19 protein-coding genes and 4 tRNA genes are annotated in these 20,954 nt (G+C 48.1%); all 23 read right to left on the bottom strand.

What is annotated here, in order from left to right:
* On the bottom strand, positions 1–263 hold a 263-nt coding region (locus QTP81_RS12530), incomplete at its 3' end, for a GTP-binding protein (protein WP_289365911.1).
* A 66-nt stretch (positions 264–329) separates the two neighbouring features.
* Positions 330–405 (bottom strand) — tRNA-Thr (locus QTP81_RS12525).
* Between the two features lie 7 nt (positions 406–412).
* Positions 413–487, bottom strand: a tRNA-Gly gene (locus QTP81_RS12520).
* 33 nt (positions 488–520) lie between these two features.
* Positions 521–605, bottom strand: a tRNA-Tyr gene (locus QTP81_RS12515).
* A 9-nt stretch (positions 606–614) separates the two neighbouring features.
* Positions 615–690, bottom strand: a tRNA-Thr gene (locus tag QTP81_RS12510).
* Between the two features lie 88 nt (positions 691–778).
* Positions 779–1,588 carry a type III pantothenate kinase gene (locus QTP81_RS12505; RefSeq protein WP_289365910.1) on the bottom strand — a complete coding sequence of 270 codons (810 nt, stop codon included), beginning with the start codon at positions 1,586–1,588 and terminating at the stop codon, positions 779–781.
* Positions 1,578–2,540: a bifunctional biotin--[acetyl-CoA-carboxylase] ligase/biotin operon repressor BirA gene (gene birA / locus QTP81_RS12500; RefSeq protein ID WP_289365908.1), complete on the bottom strand. Its 963-nt coding sequence runs from the start codon at positions 2,538–2,540 to the stop codon at positions 1,578–1,580. The genes QTP81_RS12505 and birA overlap by 11 nt, the downstream gene beginning before the upstream one ends.
* A complete protein-coding gene (murB, locus tag QTP81_RS12495) occupies positions 2,537–3,526 on the bottom strand; it encodes a UDP-N-acetylmuramate dehydrogenase (protein WP_289365905.1) in 990 nt (329 codons plus the stop codon). The genes birA and murB overlap by 4 nt, the downstream gene beginning before the upstream one ends.
* A gap of 62 nt (positions 3,527–3,588) precedes the next feature.
* The gene (locus QTP81_RS12490) at positions 3,589–5,730 is read right to left on the bottom strand and encodes a GumC family protein (protein ID WP_289365904.1); all 2,142 of its coding nucleotides are present in this window, start codon (positions 5,728–5,730) and stop codon (positions 3,589–3,591) included.
* Positions 5,731–6,237, bottom strand: coding sequence for a polysaccharide biosynthesis/export family protein (locus QTP81_RS12485; RefSeq protein WP_289365902.1), 507 nt, complete (start codon positions 6,235–6,237; stop codon positions 5,731–5,733).
* Positions 6,237–7,415, bottom strand: coding sequence for a hypothetical protein (locus QTP81_RS12480; protein WP_289365899.1), 1,179 nt, complete (start codon positions 7,413–7,415; stop codon positions 6,237–6,239). Before QTP81_RS12480 ends, QTP81_RS12485 begins: the two co-directional genes overlap by 1 nt.
* 128 nt (positions 7,416–7,543) lie before the next feature.
* A complete protein-coding gene (locus tag QTP81_RS12475) occupies positions 7,544–9,466 on the bottom strand; it encodes a polysaccharide biosynthesis protein (RefSeq protein ID WP_289365897.1) in 1,923 nt (640 codons plus the stop codon).
* Between the two features lie 3 nt (positions 9,467–9,469).
* Positions 9,470–10,642 (bottom strand): DegT/DnrJ/EryC1/StrS family aminotransferase, encoded by a 1,173-nt coding sequence (locus QTP81_RS12470; protein ID WP_289365895.1) that lies wholly within the window; start codon positions 10,640–10,642, stop codon positions 9,470–9,472.
* Positions 10,643–10,655: 13 nt separating this feature from the next.
* Positions 10,656–11,294, bottom strand: a complete 639-nt coding sequence (locus QTP81_RS12465) for an acetyltransferase (RefSeq protein ID WP_289365894.1) — start codon at positions 11,292–11,294, stop codon at positions 10,656–10,658.
* The gene (locus QTP81_RS12460; RefSeq protein ID WP_289365892.1) at positions 11,281–11,871 is read right to left on the bottom strand and encodes a sugar transferase; all 591 of its coding nucleotides are present in this window, start codon (positions 11,869–11,871) and stop codon (positions 11,281–11,283) included. Before QTP81_RS12460 ends, QTP81_RS12465 begins: the two co-directional genes overlap by 14 nt.
* Positions 11,872–12,996, bottom strand: a complete 1,125-nt coding sequence (locus QTP81_RS12455; RefSeq protein ID WP_289365889.1) for a glycosyltransferase family 4 protein — start codon at positions 12,994–12,996, stop codon at positions 11,872–11,874.
* On the bottom strand, positions 12,986–13,846 hold the full coding sequence (locus QTP81_RS12450) for a glycosyltransferase family 2 protein (RefSeq protein WP_289365887.1): 861 nt from the start codon (positions 13,844–13,846) through the stop codon (positions 12,986–12,988). Before QTP81_RS12450 ends, QTP81_RS12455 begins: the two co-directional genes overlap by 11 nt.
* 4 nt (positions 13,847–13,850) lie before the next feature.
* Positions 13,851–14,945: an EpsG family protein gene (locus QTP81_RS12445; RefSeq protein ID WP_289365885.1), complete on the bottom strand. Its 1,095-nt coding sequence runs from the start codon at positions 14,943–14,945 to the stop codon at positions 13,851–13,853.
* Between the two features lie 5 nt (positions 14,946–14,950).
* Positions 14,951–15,871, bottom strand: coding sequence for a glycosyltransferase family 2 protein (locus QTP81_RS12440; RefSeq protein WP_289365883.1), 921 nt, complete (start codon positions 15,869–15,871; stop codon positions 14,951–14,953).
* Entirely contained in the window at positions 15,858–17,003 is a 1,146-nt protein-coding gene (locus QTP81_RS12435; RefSeq protein ID WP_289365881.1) for a glycosyltransferase family 4 protein, read from the bottom strand. The genes QTP81_RS12440 and QTP81_RS12435 overlap by 14 nt, the downstream gene beginning before the upstream one ends.
* On the bottom strand, positions 17,000–18,367 hold the full coding sequence (locus tag QTP81_RS12430) for a glycosyltransferase (RefSeq protein ID WP_289365879.1): 1,368 nt from the start codon (positions 18,365–18,367) through the stop codon (positions 17,000–17,002). The genes QTP81_RS12435 and QTP81_RS12430 overlap by 4 nt, the downstream gene beginning before the upstream one ends.
* Positions 18,367–19,497 carry a glycosyltransferase family 4 protein gene (locus tag QTP81_RS12425; RefSeq protein WP_289365877.1) on the bottom strand — a complete coding sequence of 377 codons (1,131 nt, stop codon included), beginning with the start codon at positions 19,495–19,497 and terminating at the stop codon, positions 18,367–18,369. The genes QTP81_RS12430 and QTP81_RS12425 overlap by 1 nt, the downstream gene beginning before the upstream one ends.
* Positions 19,494–20,942 (bottom strand): lipopolysaccharide biosynthesis protein, encoded by a 1,449-nt coding sequence (locus QTP81_RS12420; protein ID WP_289365876.1) that lies wholly within the window; start codon positions 20,940–20,942, stop codon positions 19,494–19,496. Before QTP81_RS12420 ends, QTP81_RS12425 begins: the two co-directional genes overlap by 4 nt.
* Between the last annotated feature and the right edge of the window lie 12 nt (positions 20,943–20,954).

Here is a 20,954-nt window from a genome sequence, read left to right as displayed (position 1 = left end):
TAGTCAGCGTGTCCTGGGCAGTCTACGTGTGCGTAGTGACGTGTTGGAGTGTCATACTCAACGTGTGAAGTCGCGATCGTGATACCACGCTCACGCTCTTCTGGTGCGTTATCGATTTGATCGAATGCTTGTGCGCTACCGCCGTAAGTCTTTGCTAGTACGGTAGTGATTGCCGCAGTTAATGTCGTTTTACCGTGGTCAACGTGGCCGATTGTACCAACGTTAACGTGCGGTTTCGTACGTTCAAACTTTTCTTTTGCCATGTCTCTCTTTCCTAGCAAAGTGCTAATTAAAAAATTGTTAGAGCTTTATCATGAGATGGGGAGAAATGGTGCTGATAGGCAGATTTGAACTGCCGACCTCACCCTTACCAAGGGTGCGCTCTACCAACTGAGCTATATCAGCACGAATCTGGAGCGGGCAGCGGGAATCGAACCCGCATCATCAGCTTGGAAGGCTGAGGTAATAGCCATTATACGATGCCCGCATTCCCAAAATTCTCGATCCACCTCAGGAAAAGTGGTGGAGGGGGCAGGATTCGAACCTGCGAAGGCTGAGCCGGCAGATTTACAGTCTGCTCCCGTTGACCGCTTGGGTACCCCTCCAGAGATTGATGGTGCCGACTGCCGGAATCGAACTGGCGACCTACTGATTACAAGTCAGTTGCTCTACCAACTGAGCTAAGTCGGCACTGCATCAAGTGGCTGCGCATTCTAGTGAAAACCTTCTCTGGGTGCAATAGACTTTTTTAAAAAAATGCCCTTTTTTTCGTTCTTGGCTAAATAACCAACGATTGTGCGGTTTTTTGTACGCTTTTTAGGGGGTGATCTGCCAAGGCAAAACGCAGTAAACCTAAAATCACAATATTCGGCGTGTAAATAAAAGATTGAGGCAATGGTAGCTTATTGCTGATTGATTTAATAAGTGGCGCATCGCCACCACTTATGATCAGTGTAAAATCGGTCTGCTGTTGTTGCATCACCTGTGTGGCAACCATTAACGTCCCATACAGCTGCGCCATGCAACCAAGCGCTAAGCATTGCTCGGTATCATTGCCAAACGCCAATTGTTGATATGCCTGCGGATCTTGAAATACTCTGCGGGTGTTACCGGTGACTGCGTCTTTCGCTAATTGCAGGCCAGGGCTTATCCAGCCGCCGACGTGCTGCTTATCAATTAGAGCGTCAACGGTAAGTGCTGTGCCGGCATCTGCGACTAAACAGTCACCGTCACTAAGTAATTCGGCACCGAGTAATGCCAACCAACGATCAACGCCCATTTTACTCACTTGGGCGTAACTATTTTTAATGCCAAAAGCCTCTTCGCTGGTATTTACTTGCTCGCACAGCATGCCGTGCTGATGCAGAAAATCATGGATTCTCTGATTCTCAGGATCGTCGCGCACACTCGCAAACCACACTTTGTGGTGGTGTCCGTCGTTATTTTGAGCACCTAGCCACTGCTCAATATCTTCGTATGCACGTATAGGGGAAATCACGGCAACCGCCTCTTCAATAGCGGTCACCTCAAGCGTGACGGCTTTGAGGGTCGAATTACCGACATCGATCAACGAGCATCTATGCGCCACGCAAACTCACCTCGCCGCCGTGAATATCCCTAATGCCTGTAGCAGTTTGCAGTTGCAATGCCCCTTGCTTATTAATCCCCAAGTTCATGCCGCGAAGCGTAGTATCTTGACTTATAATCGCAACTTCACGATCAGCGAATACGTCATATTGATTCCAGCTTTCGACAATATTGACCAAACCATTGGTTTCAAAGTCCGGCATTTGCTGATGCAAGTTAGTGATTAAAGCTGCACATAAATGATTGCGGTCAATGCCGAGATCGCTTAAATCATTAAATGGCTGATCGATCTGATGAGCAACGTCGGGTAAATCGACATTTATACCAATACCTATTATACAGGTCACTTCAGAGCCAATTTGGCCCTCCACTTCCACTAAAATACCGCCGAGCTTACGCCCATGCCGATAAATATCATTCGGCCACTTAACCCCTAGCCCGTCGACGTTAAGCGAACGGAGTGCCTTAAGTACACAGTCGCCAACAAATAGCGACAGGCCACCAATCTGCTGATAACCACCTTGAAAGCGCCAACACATCGACAGGTATAAACTTGCACCAAAGGGAGATACCCACTGACGCCCGCGGCGTCCACGTCCAGCAGTTTGAGCTTCAGCCACAACAATAGCACCTTGTGACATATGTTCGATGTTGTCTTTTAAGTGCGTATTGGTGGAATGGATAACGGGAAATAAACTGACTTGTGGCTGTACAGGTAACGCTAATCTACTAATGATTGCTTTCTCGGACAGCAAGGCTAGCGGTTTGGACAGTGCATATCCTTTACCTTTAACACTGAACACATCCAGCCCCAGTTCTTGTAGTGCTGCTATATTGTTGGCAATTGCGGTGCGACTCAAGCCAAACTGTTCAGCCAATTTAGCACCTGAATGGAATTGGCCATCGGCTAGTACTTCAACGAGATTCGCGCGCAAGGTAGTGTTGTGCTTCATAATCTTACCAACCCTTGTGCCCCAACCAAGCGCACTTCATTTTGCAACTCAATACCGAATCGCTCTTTTACTGTCTGTTGAATTTGACGCGCAAAGGCTAAAAGCTCTGCACCACTCCCATGCTCGGCGTTAGTCAATACTAAAGGTTGCTTTGTATGACATTGGATACCACCTAAACGCTGTCCTTTATAGCCTGCTTGGTCAATTAACCAGGCTGCGGGGACTTTTACGTGCTGCACATTCACCGGGTAGGCAGGAATGTCCGCGTATTGTTGTTGTAAGCGCGTGTAGTGCTCGTGAGTTATTATCGGGTTTTTAAAAAAGCTTCCCGCGTTGCCGACTACCACAGGGTCAGGCAATTTGCTCTGACGAATTTCAACCACTTTGGCAAATACCGACTCTGGCGTTGGATTAGCTAACGCCTTGAGTTCACCATAGGTGGTCACAGCGGTGTAGTCTTTTGTCACACTGAAAGTTACTGCAGTGATCATCCAATGACTGGCTTGTGGCTGTTTAAAAATGCTCTCGCGATAGTCAAACAGGCATTCTTCGTTACTTAATACAAACTGTTCACCTGTGATCAAGTCGATGACATCAACGGACTGAATAAACTGACTCACTTCAAGTCCATAGGCTCCAATATTTTGGATCGGTGCTGCGCCCACTGTACCCGGGATCAGAGCTAAGTTTTCCATGCCATAGATACCGTGCTCAAGACAATACAGCAGGAATGCATGCCAGTTTTCACCGCTAGCAACGCGTACGATAAAGTCAGTGTTGGTCTCGCTGAGATCAATACCGCGCAGTTGGTTTAACCAAACCGAGCCATGAAAGTCATCAACAAAAATGCAATTACTACCCTCTCCAAGCAGCCAAAAAGGCTCTGACTGTTGACCGATAGGAATAGCATCAAGACTGTCAATATATAGCAGCGTTTGGCAATGCGCAGTAAGACCAAAGGTGTGCAGTGGTTGTAAATCGTTCAATTGTTGATCGCAGCGAATATTATCTGCTGCTAGCTTACCTAAACCGCCTAAATTAACAAGCGCTAGGCTGTTTCAGGAGAGAGAATTCCAGTCTTTTTGCGCCGATGTAGAAACGGAATTTTTAAGTATGAGCGGCGTGATTGACCCGGCGCTGCCGGTAAGTTTTTAACTCGGTTAAACACCACTCCAACAAGTGGAGCCCCCACATCCCGCAACTTCTGGATAGCTTGCACGAGTTCTGCTGTTTCGGTGTGCTCTAAATCACATACCAATATAATCGCATCGACATTGCGACCAATAACTAAACCGTCACTGTACTGCTCCAGTGGCGGCACGTCGATAACAACGCGTTCAAAAATAATACTGAGTTTGTGCAAAAACGCTTTAAAGCGAGGCTTTGACAAATACACCATTGGATCTTGTGGGATGATGCCACTGGGCATTACCGACAGTTGCGTATCAGTGATTTTATGAATACATTTGCCAGCCGGTGCTGAGTTACCTAAAAAGCTGGTCAAACCCGGTAATGACTCTTTGAGTTTATAAGCCCCACTAATCGATGGGTAGCGCAAATCAGCATCCAATACCATCGACTTTTCAAGCTTGGCAAATGACTCAGACAGGCTGGCAGCAACCAATGACTTACCGTCATTGGGCTTGACCCCAGTGACCGCAATGACACGATTTTCATCTAAGTCATTACGTACTATCAGAGCGGTTCGCAAGGTTCGAATCGATTCCGCAAAGCGCATATTGTCTCGGCTGGCTTTGAGTACAGTGGATAGCTTACGGCGGGTGCGGAAGATCCTGGGAATTTCAGTCAGTACTGGTACATCCATGCTGGCAAGTACGCTGAGCACGCGAGAGCGTTTATCACTGACGATATGAATAAACAGCCACCCCATGACACTGATGAAGCCAGCAAACACGACACTAGCAGCTAACAGCAATACAAAGTTAGGTTTCGATGGAGAGGTTGGAACACTGGCAAAATCCACCACAGAAAACTCTTCCTGACCACCCAAGTCACGCAGAATTTCGGTCTCTTGCAAGCGGGACAGGAAGATATCGTAAAGTTTCTGAGTGGATTCCACTTCACGACGCAGCTTGGCCAAGTTAACTTCATGCTGGCCCAATTCACTGTGGCGGCCTCGTGCTTCGTCGATCAATTTATTGATTTCCTCACTACGCTCCAACATGATTTGATACTCTTGTTTGAGCGAGGCCACCAGCTTTTTAATCAGGCTTTCTAGCTCTCGCGTCATGGCATCAATTTTTGAAACCTGTGCAATATAGCGAGGGTGCTTAAATTTATAGCGCTGCGAGATTTCCGCTAAGTCTTCTTCCTCGTCCAAGATCCGTTTGCGCAAGTCTTGCACCATTGAATTCTTAACGATATAGCCAACGTTTAACAAGCCCTGAACATCATCGCCAGAGGCTTCAAACTGACTGATCATGGTTTTCATTTCAGCTGCTTGTGCATCCACTTGAATGCGTTGCGACATGTAAGTGGAAATTTCACTACTGGCAAGTGAAATCTGACTGGCTAAATCGATAAGACGGTTTTCCAAGAAATAGTCTTGTAACGTCGCTTCGGATGCTTCCAGCTGTCGCTCTACTTCCTCGAACTGTTCGTTTAACCAGCGGCTAGCGTCTTGAGCACGATCTTGGCTTTTTTGCTGTTGATACTCGAAAAACACTGGACCGACAGCGTTGACTACATCAGCCGCCAGCTGCGGTGAGGTCGATTCAAAGGTGACATCGACCATATTAGTCTCGCCTAACCGGCTGTAACCAAGGCCATTTTGCAAGCGCTGCGCAGCTGCCAAACGCTTTGCTGAATCCGGTTGATTTTGATTGACCAACTCGGCGCGAAACATCAGGCCGCTTTGCTCAACAACACGTTCGGCAAACTGCCGGGAACGCATGTATTGCAAATACGTATCCAGTTTGGAATCGCCTGCCGAGGCAAAAGATGCCAACCCCTGAGGCAAAGACATTTCTGCTGATGACTCACCAAGTAACAAGGTGGTTTTGGCCGAATAGACTTTCGGCATTTGCATGACGTAATAGCCCAACAGTGTAACAATCGCTCCCGCTGTGATGATGATGCGAAACTTTTTGTTCCAGATCAGCATCAGCAAATCACCGATATCAAATAACGGTTCGTGCTGGACTTGAGAGTTGGGGCTTACGTCGTTCATCTAAAATAGGCTTTCAGGGATCTCGACAATATCGCCTGGCAAAATAGGCGTATCGGCTGTAGCTTTTATGCGTTGTTTATCAGCGCCGCGGATCACCACCCAGTTGCGGTTGGAGGCACGATCCGTTTGCCCACCGGCAACAGCGATTGCCTTCTCCATGGTCATACCCAGCTGGAACGGGAATGAACCGGGATATTTCACGGCGCCGCGAACATAGAACGGTCGAATCTCTTCAATTTGAACAACAATGCTGGGATTGACCAAGTAACCATCGAGATAGGCATCCACTAGATCGTCACTGAGCTCTTTTACCGTCTTGCCGACAACAGGAATATCACCAATCAGAGGAAAACGGACTATACCAGACGCATCGACTCGAGCTCGAATGTATAGATCTTTCTCAAGATGAACATCCATAGTGATCACATCACCAACCCCAATAGGTAATTCCTGTTGAGCGTGTGAAGGAAATAAAGCGCTACCAATCATCAGCAGCGCGCTAATCATCAGTATTCGTATTGCCAACGTAAACCTACCTCGTTCTGAGTGTAATCTAAAAAGTTGTCATTGGACGACACATCACGTCGCATGAAGTCAAAATGAATCGATTGATAGGAAGTTAAGTTGAACCCTAAAGATGCATTAAAATCAAACTGCTTGATGTCTCTTTCCAGCGATGCTGACTCTAAAGTTTTATCCAGCCAGTTCAAGCGGATGCCCCAAAACCACAACTCGTTATACACATACTGCCAGTCTACCCCATGGATAACGTCGACACTGTCAGAGGCGAACTCAACCTCAGATACATTTGACACGCGGCGTGAGGACAAGGTCAATAAGGACAAATCACTCGGTTTATATTGATAGCGAAAATCCCACGAAAAACCGCTGTTGTCACTGCCGTCTTCTGCATCACGTTTAAAACCACCAATGAGCACTTGCGCTGAAGACTTACCACTGATTATCCAATCGATACCGATAAGGCCGCGCGTTAGCTCACTATCGATGCGGTCCGGTGCGACATAATCATCTTCGCGCATCAAAACCCGAACCAGAAAACGCGTGGCGCCACTCAATGCATAACGCGCTTGGGCTTCGACGCCAACCTGCGAGATATCAAATAGACGCGCATAATCGTTGACGTCGTCATACTCATCGTCTTGCCAGCTCAAACGCACGCTAAACGCATTGCGGCTAGGCTCTCGGCCATATACAAATAATGCACTGGCGTGGTTACGAGTCAGGGTATCTACGCTTAGCACTTCATCTCGAAAACGCGTTATGCCCTCGCCATAGCGTTGCTTCTCTTGTTCGTGACCAGCTTGCACGTCTAGGGTAAAGGCTTCATGCACAAAGGTGCGTGACATCACGCGGAGGTTATACGAGTAGAAGTCTTGATTGTCATCAAATGCGAACTGGTCTTCTTGTAAGCGGAACTGCTCGTATTCAGCACCGTAGTCGAATTGCCACCAAGTCGACTCTTGTACAGTGACTAAGGCACCTTCAGCGTTGATGATAAAACCAGTGGCGTCAGTGTCACCTGCTATTAGAGGGTTGATTGAGTCATTGTGTGCGATAGCTGCGGATAGCTTTAATGGCGACACATCTTTGTCGATATTTTCAGTCTGCGCAAAAGCCAGACCGCTACACACTAAACTGCAACAGACGCCCAATATTAACCGCATATTGTGTATTTCTCCCCTAATTCAGCTGCAAACAGTGGCCCAAGGCCACTTTGCTGTATTGACAATATCGGCCAAATGTCTGAATTCTACAGTTAAAGTTTGGGCGGAAAGTACGCCCAGCAGTGGCGTTAAGAGCTCGCTGCAGATTCTTGTTCTGCTAACTCTTGTGCCTCGACAGCGGCAATTCGCTGTTTGATATCCGTATCGGGTGAATAAGCAAGTGGTGCTGATGCCAGCAGCGCTATTGCTTTGTCTTCCTCGCGATTTACCAACGCGAAGTTTATTTGATCAAGCAGCATGACCACTTCTGCAAAGTCCATCATAGTCTCATTAGCCGCCATAATCCGCGGGTGTTCAGTGCCAGTTTCCCCGTCACCGATCAATAACTCTTCATACAATTTTTCACCCGGACGTAGGCCAGTGTATACAATTTTCATATCGCCCTTTTCATCACCAGTAGGCGATAAGCTGTACCCCATCAAATGGGCCATTTTGTGCGCCAAATCAGCAATTTTTACTGGTTCGCCCATATCCAGTACAAACACTTCGCCATTCTTACCCATAGTCCCGGCTTGAATCACCAACTGAGCAGCTTCTGGGATAGTCATAAAGTAGCGAATGATATCAGGGTGTGTGACAGTGATTGGCCCACCTTTGCGGATTTGTTCTTTAAACAACGGTACTACCGAACCAGAGCTTCCTAGCACATTACCAAAGCGCACTATCGCAAACTCTGTTTCGCTGTGAAGTGCGGAAATACCTTGCACAAATAGTTCAGCAAAGCGTTTGGTAGCACCCATTATGTTGGTTGGTCTAACCGCTTTGTCAGTAGAGATAAGTACGAACTTTTCTACTTCGTATTCCGCGGCAATTAACGCGACATTTGCTGTGCCAAATACGTTATTACGGATCCCTGCCGTGACGTTAGCTTCAACCATCGGTACGTGCTTATAGGCAGCCGCGTGATAAATTGTTTGGATCTTGTGCTGCTCAATCACATTGCGCAGCGTTTCTGAGTCTTGGATTGTGGCCAGAACGGTGACGAGTGGAATATCGGGATATTGGCGCGCCAACTCATTTTCAATCTGATAAAGATTGTACTCCGCCAATTCAAACAACACGAGCTTGGCGGGCTTGCTCTTGACGATCTGTCGACACAGCTCGCTGCCGATCGATCCGCCGGCACCGGTGACCATCACAATCTTTTGATGAATGTTGCTGTTCAGCAGATGGGGGATGGGTGGCACTGGGTCGCGCCCCAGTAGATCTTCAATCTTAACTTCTTGTAGCTCATCAATCTGCTGTTTTCCACTGGCAATATCTTTAAAGTTTGGCACCGACAGCAGCTCTAACGCGAGAGGCTCAAGCTCGCGGATCAATTCTTTGCGACGACCACGCGAGGTATTGTTTACCGCGAGTAGCATTTTCTGTACGCCGTACTTTGCCTTCAACTCCTCAACATCGTCGCGGCGAATAACGGGGATACCCAATACTTGTTTACCGTGATAAATGCGCTTGTCATCGACAAAGGCTACCGGCATTAAGGAGCGACCTGCACGAAGCGCGGTGGCTAGCGCACGCCCTGACTCGCCGGCACCATAAATAAAGCACTTTTCGCGTAGCTTGTCGTTTTGTGCCTGCGAGGTAGCCTGAATAAGTAATCGTGGCGAGGCAACTAATGCCGTAGCGCCAAAGAAATACAGCATCAATACTGACATCGGCAAGAAGATATCGAGGACATACTCGGCCGATAGTAAATATACCGATGATAAAAGTATCGCCAGTGCAATGATATACACCGCTTTAATATCGATATAGCGGATCATCTGCCGGTAGTGACCAAGTATCAGCAAAAAACCTTGCGTGAAGAATAAGTTAGCAATCACTACGCCCCAATCGGTGAGACTAAAATGCCATGCTTCGATGCCCAAACGCATCCAATATGAACACAACAAGGCAAAGGTGATCGCAAACGTATCCCAGATTACTTCTATGGTGAATTTAACGCTGGGTGGCAGCTTAAAAATCTGGTTTAACGAGAAGTTTTGCATAGTCTAGACTGCTTGCTCCATAACCGCGATGAGCACTTTACAGGTTTTATCAATTTCGGCTTGTGTCAAGGTTGGGTGAACTAAGAACATCAAGGATGTTTCACCTAACTCATGGGCAACCGGCGAAGGTTGCTCGGGACGCAAACCAGAGGTTTCAAAGGCTTTTTCTAAGTAAACCTCTGAACAACTGCCTGAAAAACAAGGCACGCCGGCATCGACGACTGCTTGCATAATGCGGTCGCGATCCCAGCCCTTACGCAACTGCTTAGGCTCAACAAAGGCATAACACTTGTAGTATGCGTGTTGAATATCTTCTGGCACTTCAGGCACACGAAGACCTTTTAATCCTTTTGCCGTATTCAGGATCTGCTCTGCGTATTGGGTACGTGTAGCTATCCAATCTGGCATTTTTTGCAATTGGCAGCGCCCAATGGCCGACTGCATTTCTGTCATGCGCCAATTGGTACCAAAGGATTCATGTAACCAACGGAACCCCGGTGGATGGGACTTTTCATACACTGCTTGCCAAGATTTACCATGGTCTTTATAGGACCACATTACATTCCAAAATTTGGTGTTATTAGTGGTGACCATGCCACCTTCGCCACCAGTAGTCATGATTTTGTCCTGACAAAATGACCAAGCAGCAATATCGCCAAGGCCACCAACAGGCTTGCCTTTATAACGAGCGCCGTGGGCTTGTGCACAGTCCTCGATAACATAACAACCGTGTTGTTTAGCTAGCGAGTTAATCGCGTCCATGTCACACGGCCAGCCCGCCAAGTGCACACATACAATGGCTTTAGTCTTCGCAGTGATTTTTGCTGCAATAGTGTCAGCGGTGACGTTTTGTGAATCAGCGCACACATCGGCAAACACCGGCGTTAAACCCGCTAACACGATTGATGAGACTGACGCTAAAAAGGTGCGCGACGTTACGATCACTTCGCTGCCTTTTGGCAGATTTAATGCGACCCAGGCCAAATCGAGTGCAACACTACCGTTAGCTACTGCGATCGCATGTTTTACCTCATGGGCGCTAGCGAATTCACGCTCAAACTCCCGACCGACCTGCCCTGTCCAGTAATTCACGCGATTACTGTCAAGTACCGCCATCACTGCGTCTTTTTCGTCTTGGGCTACCGCTGGCCACGGTGAAAACGGACCGCCTAACATCGTTTCTTACCTCTCATTTTTGTTGCAACGCGCGCGCTGGGTTACCGGCTACTCGCGCCTGGTCTGGAATGTCACGAATAACCGTCGAACCTGCGCCAACCGTGACTTCGCTACCAATAGTTATCTGTTGTATCACACAACTGCCGATTCCGATAAATGTTTTCTGTTTTACACGTACTGCGCCAGCTAGGCGAACGCCAGGGGCGATGTGGACAAAGTCACCGATGTCACCATCGTGATCAATTGAACATGCCGTATTGAGAATGCTTCCTTGGCCGATTCGACTGAAAGCATTAACTACCGCATTAGCCAGGACTAAAGTTCCTGCACCAATACTGACATTCCCGCCAATAACAGCGCTTGGATGGACAAGGGTTGTCAGCGTGCATCCAAGAGCCAGTAATTGTGCTTGTAACTTTGCCCGCACTGCGTTGTTGCCAATAGCGACAAACCAGTGCGTGTGTGCGTCATTTAATTCGGTGATCTGTGACGATGTACCTACTACCGGCCAGTGTTCGCAAGCCTGTGTGGCTGGATAATTGTCATCAAGCATACCGATATCTTTATAGCCCAGTTGCTCTGCACAATCTGCAACTACTTTCGCATGCCCACCAGCGCCAACAATGCGCAGTTTAGGCTTAGTTGTTGCCATTAAACTTCTCCATTGTGGCTTGGTTATCTTGGCTGATATCCGCTCGTACTAAGACTTTCTTGACGGTCAAAAATAGAATTTTCACATCCAACCAGAATGACTGATTGTTTACATACCACACGTCGTATTCAAACTTTTGCTGCCATGAGATCGCATTACGACCATTGACCTGAGCCCAGCCCGTAATCCCCGGCCTTACCTCATGACGACGTGCCTGCTCGTCTGAATACAATGGCAAATACTCCACCAATAATGGCCGCGGGCCTACTAAGCTCATATCGCCTTTTAACACGTTCCAAAGACCCGGTAGCTCATCTAAGCTTGTTGAGCGCAGTAAACGCCCAAAAGCGGGTAAACGCTCAGCATCGGGCAGCAATTCACCTTGCTGATCGCGTGCATCGGTCATACTGCGAAATTTGTACATGCGAAATATTTTTCCGTCTTTCCCCGGTCGCTGTTGACTAAACAGCACCGGTCGACCTAGTTTTATAGCGACCAATAATGCAACGATCAGTATTACTGGCGCTGCAACCAACAACACGATAAACGCCACTAAAAAATCAAACATTCTTTTCATTTATTCTACTAATCCATCTAACATTTGTTGATTCACTTTATGCACATCGTAAACCGCGATAGCACGCTCCCTTGCCGCTTGCCCATGCTGTGCGATTTTTTCTGGTGCTTTAATATAGCGCTCTATTGCGGCAACCAACGTCGGAATATCAGCGACATCTATCAATTGACCACTGACCCCATCTTCAATGGTTTCTTTGCAGCCAGGAGCATTGGTCGTGATGATCGCGCGGCCAACAGCCATTGCTTCTAATACCGTGCGCGGAGTGCCCTCCCGATAGGAAGGCAACACATACACATGACAGTTCTGAATCACTTCGCGAACATCTGCTAAGCGCCCATGGAAGGTAATTGCGCCGCTGGCAATCCATTCATCGAGTTGGCTTTGCTGGATTGCATTAGGGTTTGAATCCAGCCAACCAACCAAATGAAAATGCGCATGCGGATAGCGCTGTTTTATCTGTTGAGCAGCCTGCGCATACTCAACAACCCCCTTGTCTTTAATAATGCGTCCTATCATCAAAAAGTGAAATGGGGGGAAATCATTGAGCGGTTGTTGACTAAACTGCTCGATATCAATTCCGGAACCATTCACAAGACGGGTTTTAGCTCGGTCGACCAGACGGTTATCAACAAACAAGTCACGATCATCTGGGTTTTGAAAGAAGGCAATATTCACACCATTTAAGGCAACTTCATATAGCGCGTGAGCTATTTTGCTCACCACTTTTTGACGCAGTGAGTCGGCCTGCATAAAGGTATAGCCCAAACCCGTTATCAGAGCACCGATTCTAGAGACCCTAGCCATCCGCGCGGCAATACTACCGTAGACAACTGGCTTAATTGTATACGCCAAGGTATGACTGGGCCGCAATTGGCGGATAAGCCTGTAAACACTGTGCACCGTCGCTAAATCCTTAAACGGATTTAATCCCGTGCGTACCAACGTAATATCGTGGGTCGTGATACCGTGGGCATTTAACTCTGCGTTAATCTCAGGCGTTAAATCAGGTGCACAGGCATGCACTTCAAAACCCGCTGCAATTGCATCTTGCATCAAGGCCAAACGAAAGTTGATCAGTGATTCCGCAAAGCTTGAAATCATCAATAGGCGTTTAGTTGCCATGCTTAAGGCGCCTCCGATGCCGCCACACAATCCATTCACGCCGCAGCCCCTTGATCGCAGCCCAGACCATTGCCAACGGGACACACAGCTTATAGCGCCATTTCAATGTAGGATGCAAAATCAAGCCCGCTAGCGACTTTAATTGTCCTAGACTCATCTTAAAGGTAAAGCTACTTAAAGAGCCCTCATCACTTAAAAAGGCGTGTTTAAACATAAAAGCATTGGGCTGTTGTAAAACAATGCCGCCGTGGTGCAATACAATGCGCCGCCAACAATCCACATCTTCAGAATAACGCAGCGTATCTGAAAATGGGTGAGCGTTGGCTATCTCGCGTCGCACCATAACCGTCGGTGTACTGTAGGCATTGCCAAACATGGCCCGCCATGGCGAATAAGGGATAGCCTGATATTCAGGTGCAGGTGATTGACGGCGCTGTTCAAGAGAAGCAAGGTCAATTTGCTCGCAGGCGCAGCCGCTTATTACCGCGCTACTTGCGCGCATTGCAGCTAGCTGTGAGTCGAGCTTATTCAGTGCCCACGCATCGTCGCTATCAAGAAATGCAATATACTCACCCATGGCGTATTCGATGGCTGTTTTACGTGCTTTTGCGGCGCCACCATTTTGTTCACAATGCACCACCGTTAATCGCGGCCAAGCCTTTTTCGCAGCATACTCATCCAGCGCTTGCGCGTGCTGCTGTGCTGAGCAGTCGTCGACAATGATCATCTCAATATCTTCGCGCTGCGCATAATCTGCCAGCGACACAAACAGTCGTTCTAAGCAATCGCTGGCATTGTAGTAGGGTACTACAATACTGATGGTTATCGATTGCACGGGTTGGTTACTCAAAGGGTTATCCTGCAAAATATCGAGAGTTAAATAATGCCAGTAATGCTACGCCCGAGAAGGCTAAAAGGTAATACCCTAATTTACTACTACGCATCGGATACTTGTAAAACTGGGAGTGCACCAATATTGCTGGAATATAAAACCAAGATAAGGCTGCAAAACGGTCATTAGAGGCAGTGAAGCTGAGCAATTGGAATGCACAATTGACGATCAGATAAAACTTCACTAACCACAAATCAATCCCCGTTCGACGTTCAAAGTACAATACAAACAACACTGGCACAATCGAAAACACCGTGAAATCCAGACGAAAGCCCGTCTGATAATTCATTAATTCGCGCACTTCTGCGACTTTGTCAGTGTCGAGATAATATTGGTAGCGCGAGCTGTCATCGAAAAAGCCTGATAAGAACCCAAGCGCACTTTCGTTAATGCCCGCGGCGCTAATAAAAACCACGACCACCCAAATCATCAAAATTTTGGGAATAGTTAAAATCCGTTCGGCAAAATGCAATGCAAACAGCGCGGGTAATAGCACCAATACCGACATATGAAACAATGCGGCAAAACCAATCACAAATAGCGTACGGAACAAGTAGCGGGTATAGCCGTAATTGATAATGGCGTAAAACGCCATACTCATGGCCACCGCTTGGCGCATACCACTGGCGAAGTAACTCAAGAAAAAAGGAAACGTAATATAGGCCACAAACATGTAACCCCAGCCATTGCCGTATAACCGCTTTAATCCAGCAATAAAGGGCACCATACCTAGCACAAAAATCCAGGTCAGATAGCCGCGATGCCCTATGCCTGCATTAGCACTGAGCCACGACAACAAAGTAAAACCCAACTCTTTGCCACTTTCGATCACTGCAATGGCAAAGTCTTGGCCGATCATGCGGTCATAACTGCGCAAATACCGGAACGTGTCACCGTGAATATCGCGACCAATGTACATAATTGCCACTTGCAAAACGAGGCAGAATAGCAGGGCTTGAAAGAAGCGGTGCTGCTGAGCTCTGGTCACTATCTTCTCATCGAAAAACGTTGCCGCAACGATAGTAAAAAAAGTGAGATAGGCCAGATGAAAAAGCATATTGCTTAACCTGCGCTGCGCATCTCAGTGCATTTAGGAGGTAATTGAGCATTCTTACGGCCCAGTTGATAACCTCGCCAGAAAGCCCCAATAACGCCGAAAGATTTATCCGACCACGCGTAGGCCAGCACCAACCTGAATAAGAAACCTAACGCGATAAATCGTTGTAAAGGATTGAGATAGCGGCGCATAACGATTGCCCGGTTGTGAGACAAGCCCCAGATGTACTTCGGGACATCATTCACAACGCGGCAACCGCCGTCATCTGCTGCAAGGTGTAACAAGCGCGCGTTGGCTTTAAAATAAAAGCGTTTGCCGGTCACTTGTTTGACACGCAACGAGAGTTCACTCTCCTCGTACAAAGCGGCCCCTAGGGTCAAGTGTTCATCCACACCTCCGGCTTGCTCAAGCAGTGCGCGGCGCGCACTAAAATTACCACCGGGCACGTGATCGACCCATTGGTCTTGTTGACTGGCGAAGCCTCGGTATGGCGTGCAACTCCAACGCGAGAACACGCCAACCTTAGGACCATCATCGAGGCCGCGATGGGCTTCATCAATACCGCCGGCAACCATGCCGATAGAGGGATCGCTATAACAAGCCACGTGCTCACTGATCAGCGAGCTCTCACTGCGGATGTCATCGTCAATGTAGATCACAATCTCGGCTTCACTGTGCTGCCAACCATAATTACGCGCTTGCGGTAGACCTTTAAAATCGACATTGTAATATTTGAGACGCTCGGGATTTTGGTCAATCAGCATTTGCATCTCTGGCGTTGGTGCCGGCGATTGATCAACGACCACAATATCGAAGTTTGGATAATCTTGCGCCAACAAGTCCTGTACTGACAGAAGTAAATACTTGTCTCGATTAAGCGTTGGAATAATGACACTGACGCTTGGTTGTTGCTCAAGAGTTGCCAAAATATTGCTCCAATATTTGATTGACGCGATCACCGTAGTGTCGCCATGTTGTGGACTGCTCGACGCGTTGTCGCGCCAACTCACTTTGCTGCTTTACCTTTTCTGGATGATCAATTAAGTCACCCAAACGGGCTGATAGCGCCACGACATCATCGCGATCGATAAGAAATCCGCCGTTTTGCTCGTCAATGGCGTCGACGATACCGCCTTGTCGCGTGCCAATTGCCAAGGTCCCTGAGGCTTGTGCTTCTAAAAATACTAAGCCGAACCCTTCAACTTGTTTGGCACCCGCTTCCTCTCGCGTACACATTACAAAGGCATCAACACAGGCATACAGATCGGCTAAATCCGCTTCGTCAACAAAACCCAAAAATATAACCTGTGGCATAATGCCATAGTCTTCTGCCATTACTGTTAAGTTTGCTAAGTGTTCGCCACGACCAGCGATCACATAACGCATTTTCTCACGCGTCTCGATGGGCAAATCGCGAATTGCCGCCAGTACGATATCATGTCCTTTGTAGGCTTGGATCCGCGATGTGGTGAGTGCGATAAAGCTATCTTGAGGAAATCCTAAACGCTCACGGATGCGCGCTACCTCTTTATTACTTCGCGGTGTAAAGCGCTGTTCATCGACCCCAAGGGTTGCCACAGCCACCGGAGTATCGGTTTGCGCCTTGACCAAGTTACCGGTGTAATGACTATTCGCTATTACAATTTTAGCGCGCTTAAACACGTATTTACGCGCCCAGCTTAGCAATCGGTTTTTAAGAGTAGGTTGTCCATGCATGATATCATTGCCGTGAGCTAAAACAGCGATGTAACGACATCCGGCTAGCCATGCGATTAGCGCTTCTGGGTACCATACACCCGTTATGACTATGTCATCGCGGTGATACTTACGCAGACGTTTGAACAACTGCCAATCCGCTCTAAAGCGTTTGGATGCCACGCGATACTCAGGTGTTTTCGGAGCTTGAAACGCAACTTGTTCAGCACTGGTCTGGCGGCTGACAACTTCAACCGGGTGTTTGCGCAGGAGTAAATCATCAACAATTGCTGCACACAGCCGCGATATCCCACCTTCAAGAGGTGGGTAATCAAAACTGACCATACAAACGCGCTGCTTCATCGACCGACGTGCTCAAGCTGTTGATCGAATACTTTGGCGAAAGCTGCCACTTGAGAGCTCGCTAAGTACAACTGACAGTAGTTTTTATTCACGCGCTGGTTGGGTCGCTCAAGAATTTTGAGCAGTTCTGTCGTATCTTCAATCAAGTCGCCGCCCAAAAAGACGCCTAGTCCGGCTTTGGTTAATTCCAGTCGCGCCTCACTAATCAGCGGCACATCGGCAATGACGGTTTTTTGCAGTGCGATATAATCAACCAACTTGGCAAAGTTAGTCCACCAAAGACTATTACCCGGAATTAACAAACACGCTTGAGCAGCAGCTATTTCTTCGTACAACTGCGCTTGTGGAATATGGTCAATAAATTCACAGTGCAGTTTTAAATAGTCACAGCAAGCGCTATTGAGGAGTCGCTCAACACGGTGTTGGTTGACCTCGCGCCGGCCAATCACTTTTAACTTTAAGCGTCCATCGAGTTGTAAGCCTGCTTGGTCGAGCGCGCGGAACACGTGATTACTGTCGTATTCATCGAGAAACTCACCAACAAATAACACCGTGATATCTGTTGTACTCCGCTCAGCTAACTTGGCATGCGCGGCTTCAATATAAGCATCGTCAGCCCCTGTGGGAATGAATGTAAAACGATTACTCGACAATTGATACAAATCACTAAAGATATATTCATAGCTGCGCGCTAAACCCACGACGTGATCGGCCTTGCGCATCGCAGCTTTAACGATGCGTTTTTCTTCCGCCTGCACTTTTGCGCCGGGTTGTGAAAAACGCTCAGAATATCCTAGTGGATCGCGATAATCAGCGACCCATTTAACCCCCAGCTCACTTTGTAATGCCATCCCCAAGCGCAACGTCGTATAGGGCGCGGTGGTCGTGTATACCACATCAATATTGTGGGTTTGAATTACGCTTGTCGCTTTAGCAAGTGCGTGCTTGTACCAAGTCCAATAACGATCGGGACGATTAGCCATCCACAGTTTAAGCCGCTGTACAAGCCCGCGCTTGTGACTACTACCCATAGGATTAGGGCTGCTAGGCGCATTGCCTTGAGCGGAATCGTCAGCGGCCTTGCGCTTTAGCGCAGCGAACGTGCGATCTTCGCCACCCAATTTCATTTTCAAGCCACGCAGCGTTGGTTCAGTATACTTGGCGGTGTGGATCACCACACCTTCCGGCAACTGCTTGAGCAGCGAGTCGTCTTCGTTGTACAGGTAGTTGGTATCAACAGTTAACACGTGGACTTGATAGCCCAGTTTCGGCAAGTAACGCGCTAGTTTATACACGCGGAACATGGCTGCATGCGTTTGCGGCGCAAAATAAGGCGTGACTAACAAGACTTTCTTTATCTTCATTACGAATGAGCCTCTATTAACTGCTGATAGGCTTGAACATTATGCGCTAACTGCGCATCGACCGAAAATTTCTCCGCATGAGCACGGCCAGCACGTCCATATTGGCGCCGTAATGATTCATCCGTTAACAAGCTCGTTAAGGCAGTTACAATTGTGTCGGGTTCTGACGGGTCAATCAATAAGCCATCGCGTTTATCTGTCATTATTTCTGGCCCGCACGATAATTGGGTGTATACGGTTGGCACGGCAAGCGCCATTGCCTCAACCGGACCAAGACCGAAACTCTCGGAGAAGGAAGGAAATATCGCAGCATCAGCACTGACCAAATGCTGTTGCAATTCACTTTTATCAATATGTCCAGTGAAGGTGATGTGCGCGTCAGGCCCAGCCAACTCCACAATCAAGTCTTTGGCTGAGCGGCCATCGGCGATAGTATCTTTACCGATTAGCACCAAGTGGATGTCAGGGAGCTGTCGATGCAATTGACGCCACGCTTTAGCCAGCGAGAACACGCCTTTTTTAGCCATTAAAGACCCCGTAAAGACGACTTTGCGCGCAGCGCCATAGTCGTGCTTGCATCGCTCCGCGGCAGGCCAAGCAATACCGTTGTAAATCACTTGGTAAGGTTTTTCGAGGGCGAACGCTTTACAAGTCTCTTGCGCAGCGTAGTCGCTCACTGATAACCAACAATCACTATTAGCTAAGGTACTGAGCTCTAGGCGCTTAATCAATTTGTTCGCCGGTTGCCCCAGCTCTTGGTTAAAGTAAGTCACAGTGCCGTGTAAGCGCGTAACCCTCGGAATCGGCAAGCGCCCCCAAAATGCCGCGCCTCCCTCAAAGTCAGGCACTTCTATAATATCCAATTCACCGGCTTTTGCTAAAGCCTTTACGCGTTCATATAGACGCCGGCGGTCAGACCAAAGGCCAATTAAGCCTCCCCGTGCGGGTAGTCGCTCAACCAACACCCCATTTTGTTCAGCAACCTCAGTTGACAATAGCCCAGCGTAAACACCAATGACATGTACATGATGCCCGGCCTGCACCAAATGCTCAGCTAATTCGCGCGTAAACGTGCCAATACCACCACAGGTTACCGGCGGATACTCATTGCAGATAAATCCAATCTTCATACTGCCACCTGTAAAATCCGGCGTAACTGCCCCCGATAACAGGCCGCTAGCAAAACTACGTAAATACCAACGATCAAGCTACCGTGATAGAGAATAGCTAACCATAGATACTCGGTAGTAAACGCAAGCCACTGACTCAGCAAATAGCTCAAGGCAATAGTCAACCCAGTGATCATCATTGGCAATACCAGTTGCTGACAGGTGTCGATAAAGCGAATATTAGCGCTGTGGTGAGCGAACCATACGGCACCGATGGTTAAACCTATGCCCATGATCAGACTATAGGCTACCGCTACGCCAATGGCGCCATATTGTACCCCAACAGCAAAAGACAACGACAAAGCGATAGACGCGCCGATACCCCAGCGCAGCATATTCCCGGCTTTACCCGCTGCGGTGAACAACCAGCCCATAGTGTTGTGAATCGGTTGGGTGAGACACGCTAAACTCAAGACCTGTAATAACGGTACTACGTCGGCCCACTGCTCGCCATAGAGCAGGGCGATGGGATCCTGTGGGAACAATAAGAAGTAGATCGCAATGGGTGCACAAATAATAAACAGAAATCGCAGCGTGTGCGCATATTGTTTTTGCAGCTGATCAGGTTGCTCTTGTAATCGCGATAGAATCGATACCAGCAAGCCACTTAACGCACCCGTTGTCAGCATACTGGGTAAGGTCATCAAAAAATAAGCACGGGTATAATAGGCGAGCGATTCGGCGTCAATGTATGCGCCAATCAGCACGTTATCGAGATTACGCGCAAAATAGTTAACTGCGCCAAACGCAATTAATGAACTGCCGAACAAGGTTAGGTTTTTCATATCGACTTGACGCGAGAACCATCCTGCAGGGCATCTGGCAACAACAGTTACCAGCACACCTTGGATTAATACCTTCGATACAGCTTGTACCACCAGTGCCCAAACACCGGCTCCTTGAAAAGCCGAGACAACCGCAATACTCCCTGCCGCGAGCGTAGCGAAAATGTCAATTAAGGCAATCGCCTTAAAGCGCTGCTGCCGTTTGAGCCACATAATACTGGGGGTTGAAACACCGGCGAGGAAGAAGTTAACGCCCAAAATAGCCAGTACCCAGGTGATTTCTGGGTAACCGTAAAAGGCTGCGACGAAGGGTGAAACAACAACCGCTAACACGGTCATTAGCAGCCCTAATCCACCATTTAACCAACGCAAATTGGCGATTTCAGCATTAGAGATATTCTGCCGCTGGATGATTGACCACACCATGCCACCGTCTGCGAAGATAACGAAGAAGGCCGAGACCGTCATCGCCATCGCAAAAATACCAAAATCTTCCGGGGCAACGATACGCGCCAAAATCGCCGTGAATATCAAAGACGTGGCATAACTCGCAACTTGATTAAATACAGACCATGACGCGTTCTTGTTGGTCGTTTTTTGGTTGTTTGTTGATTCAGTCATGAGTTGTCAGTG

Source organism: Neoalteromonas arenosi (assembly GCF_030362855.1).
Classification (GTDB): domain Bacteria; phylum Pseudomonadota; class Gammaproteobacteria; order Enterobacterales; family Alteromonadaceae; genus Alteromonas_E; species Alteromonas_E arenosi.
This window is presented reverse-complemented; position numbering and strand designations above follow the sequence as displayed.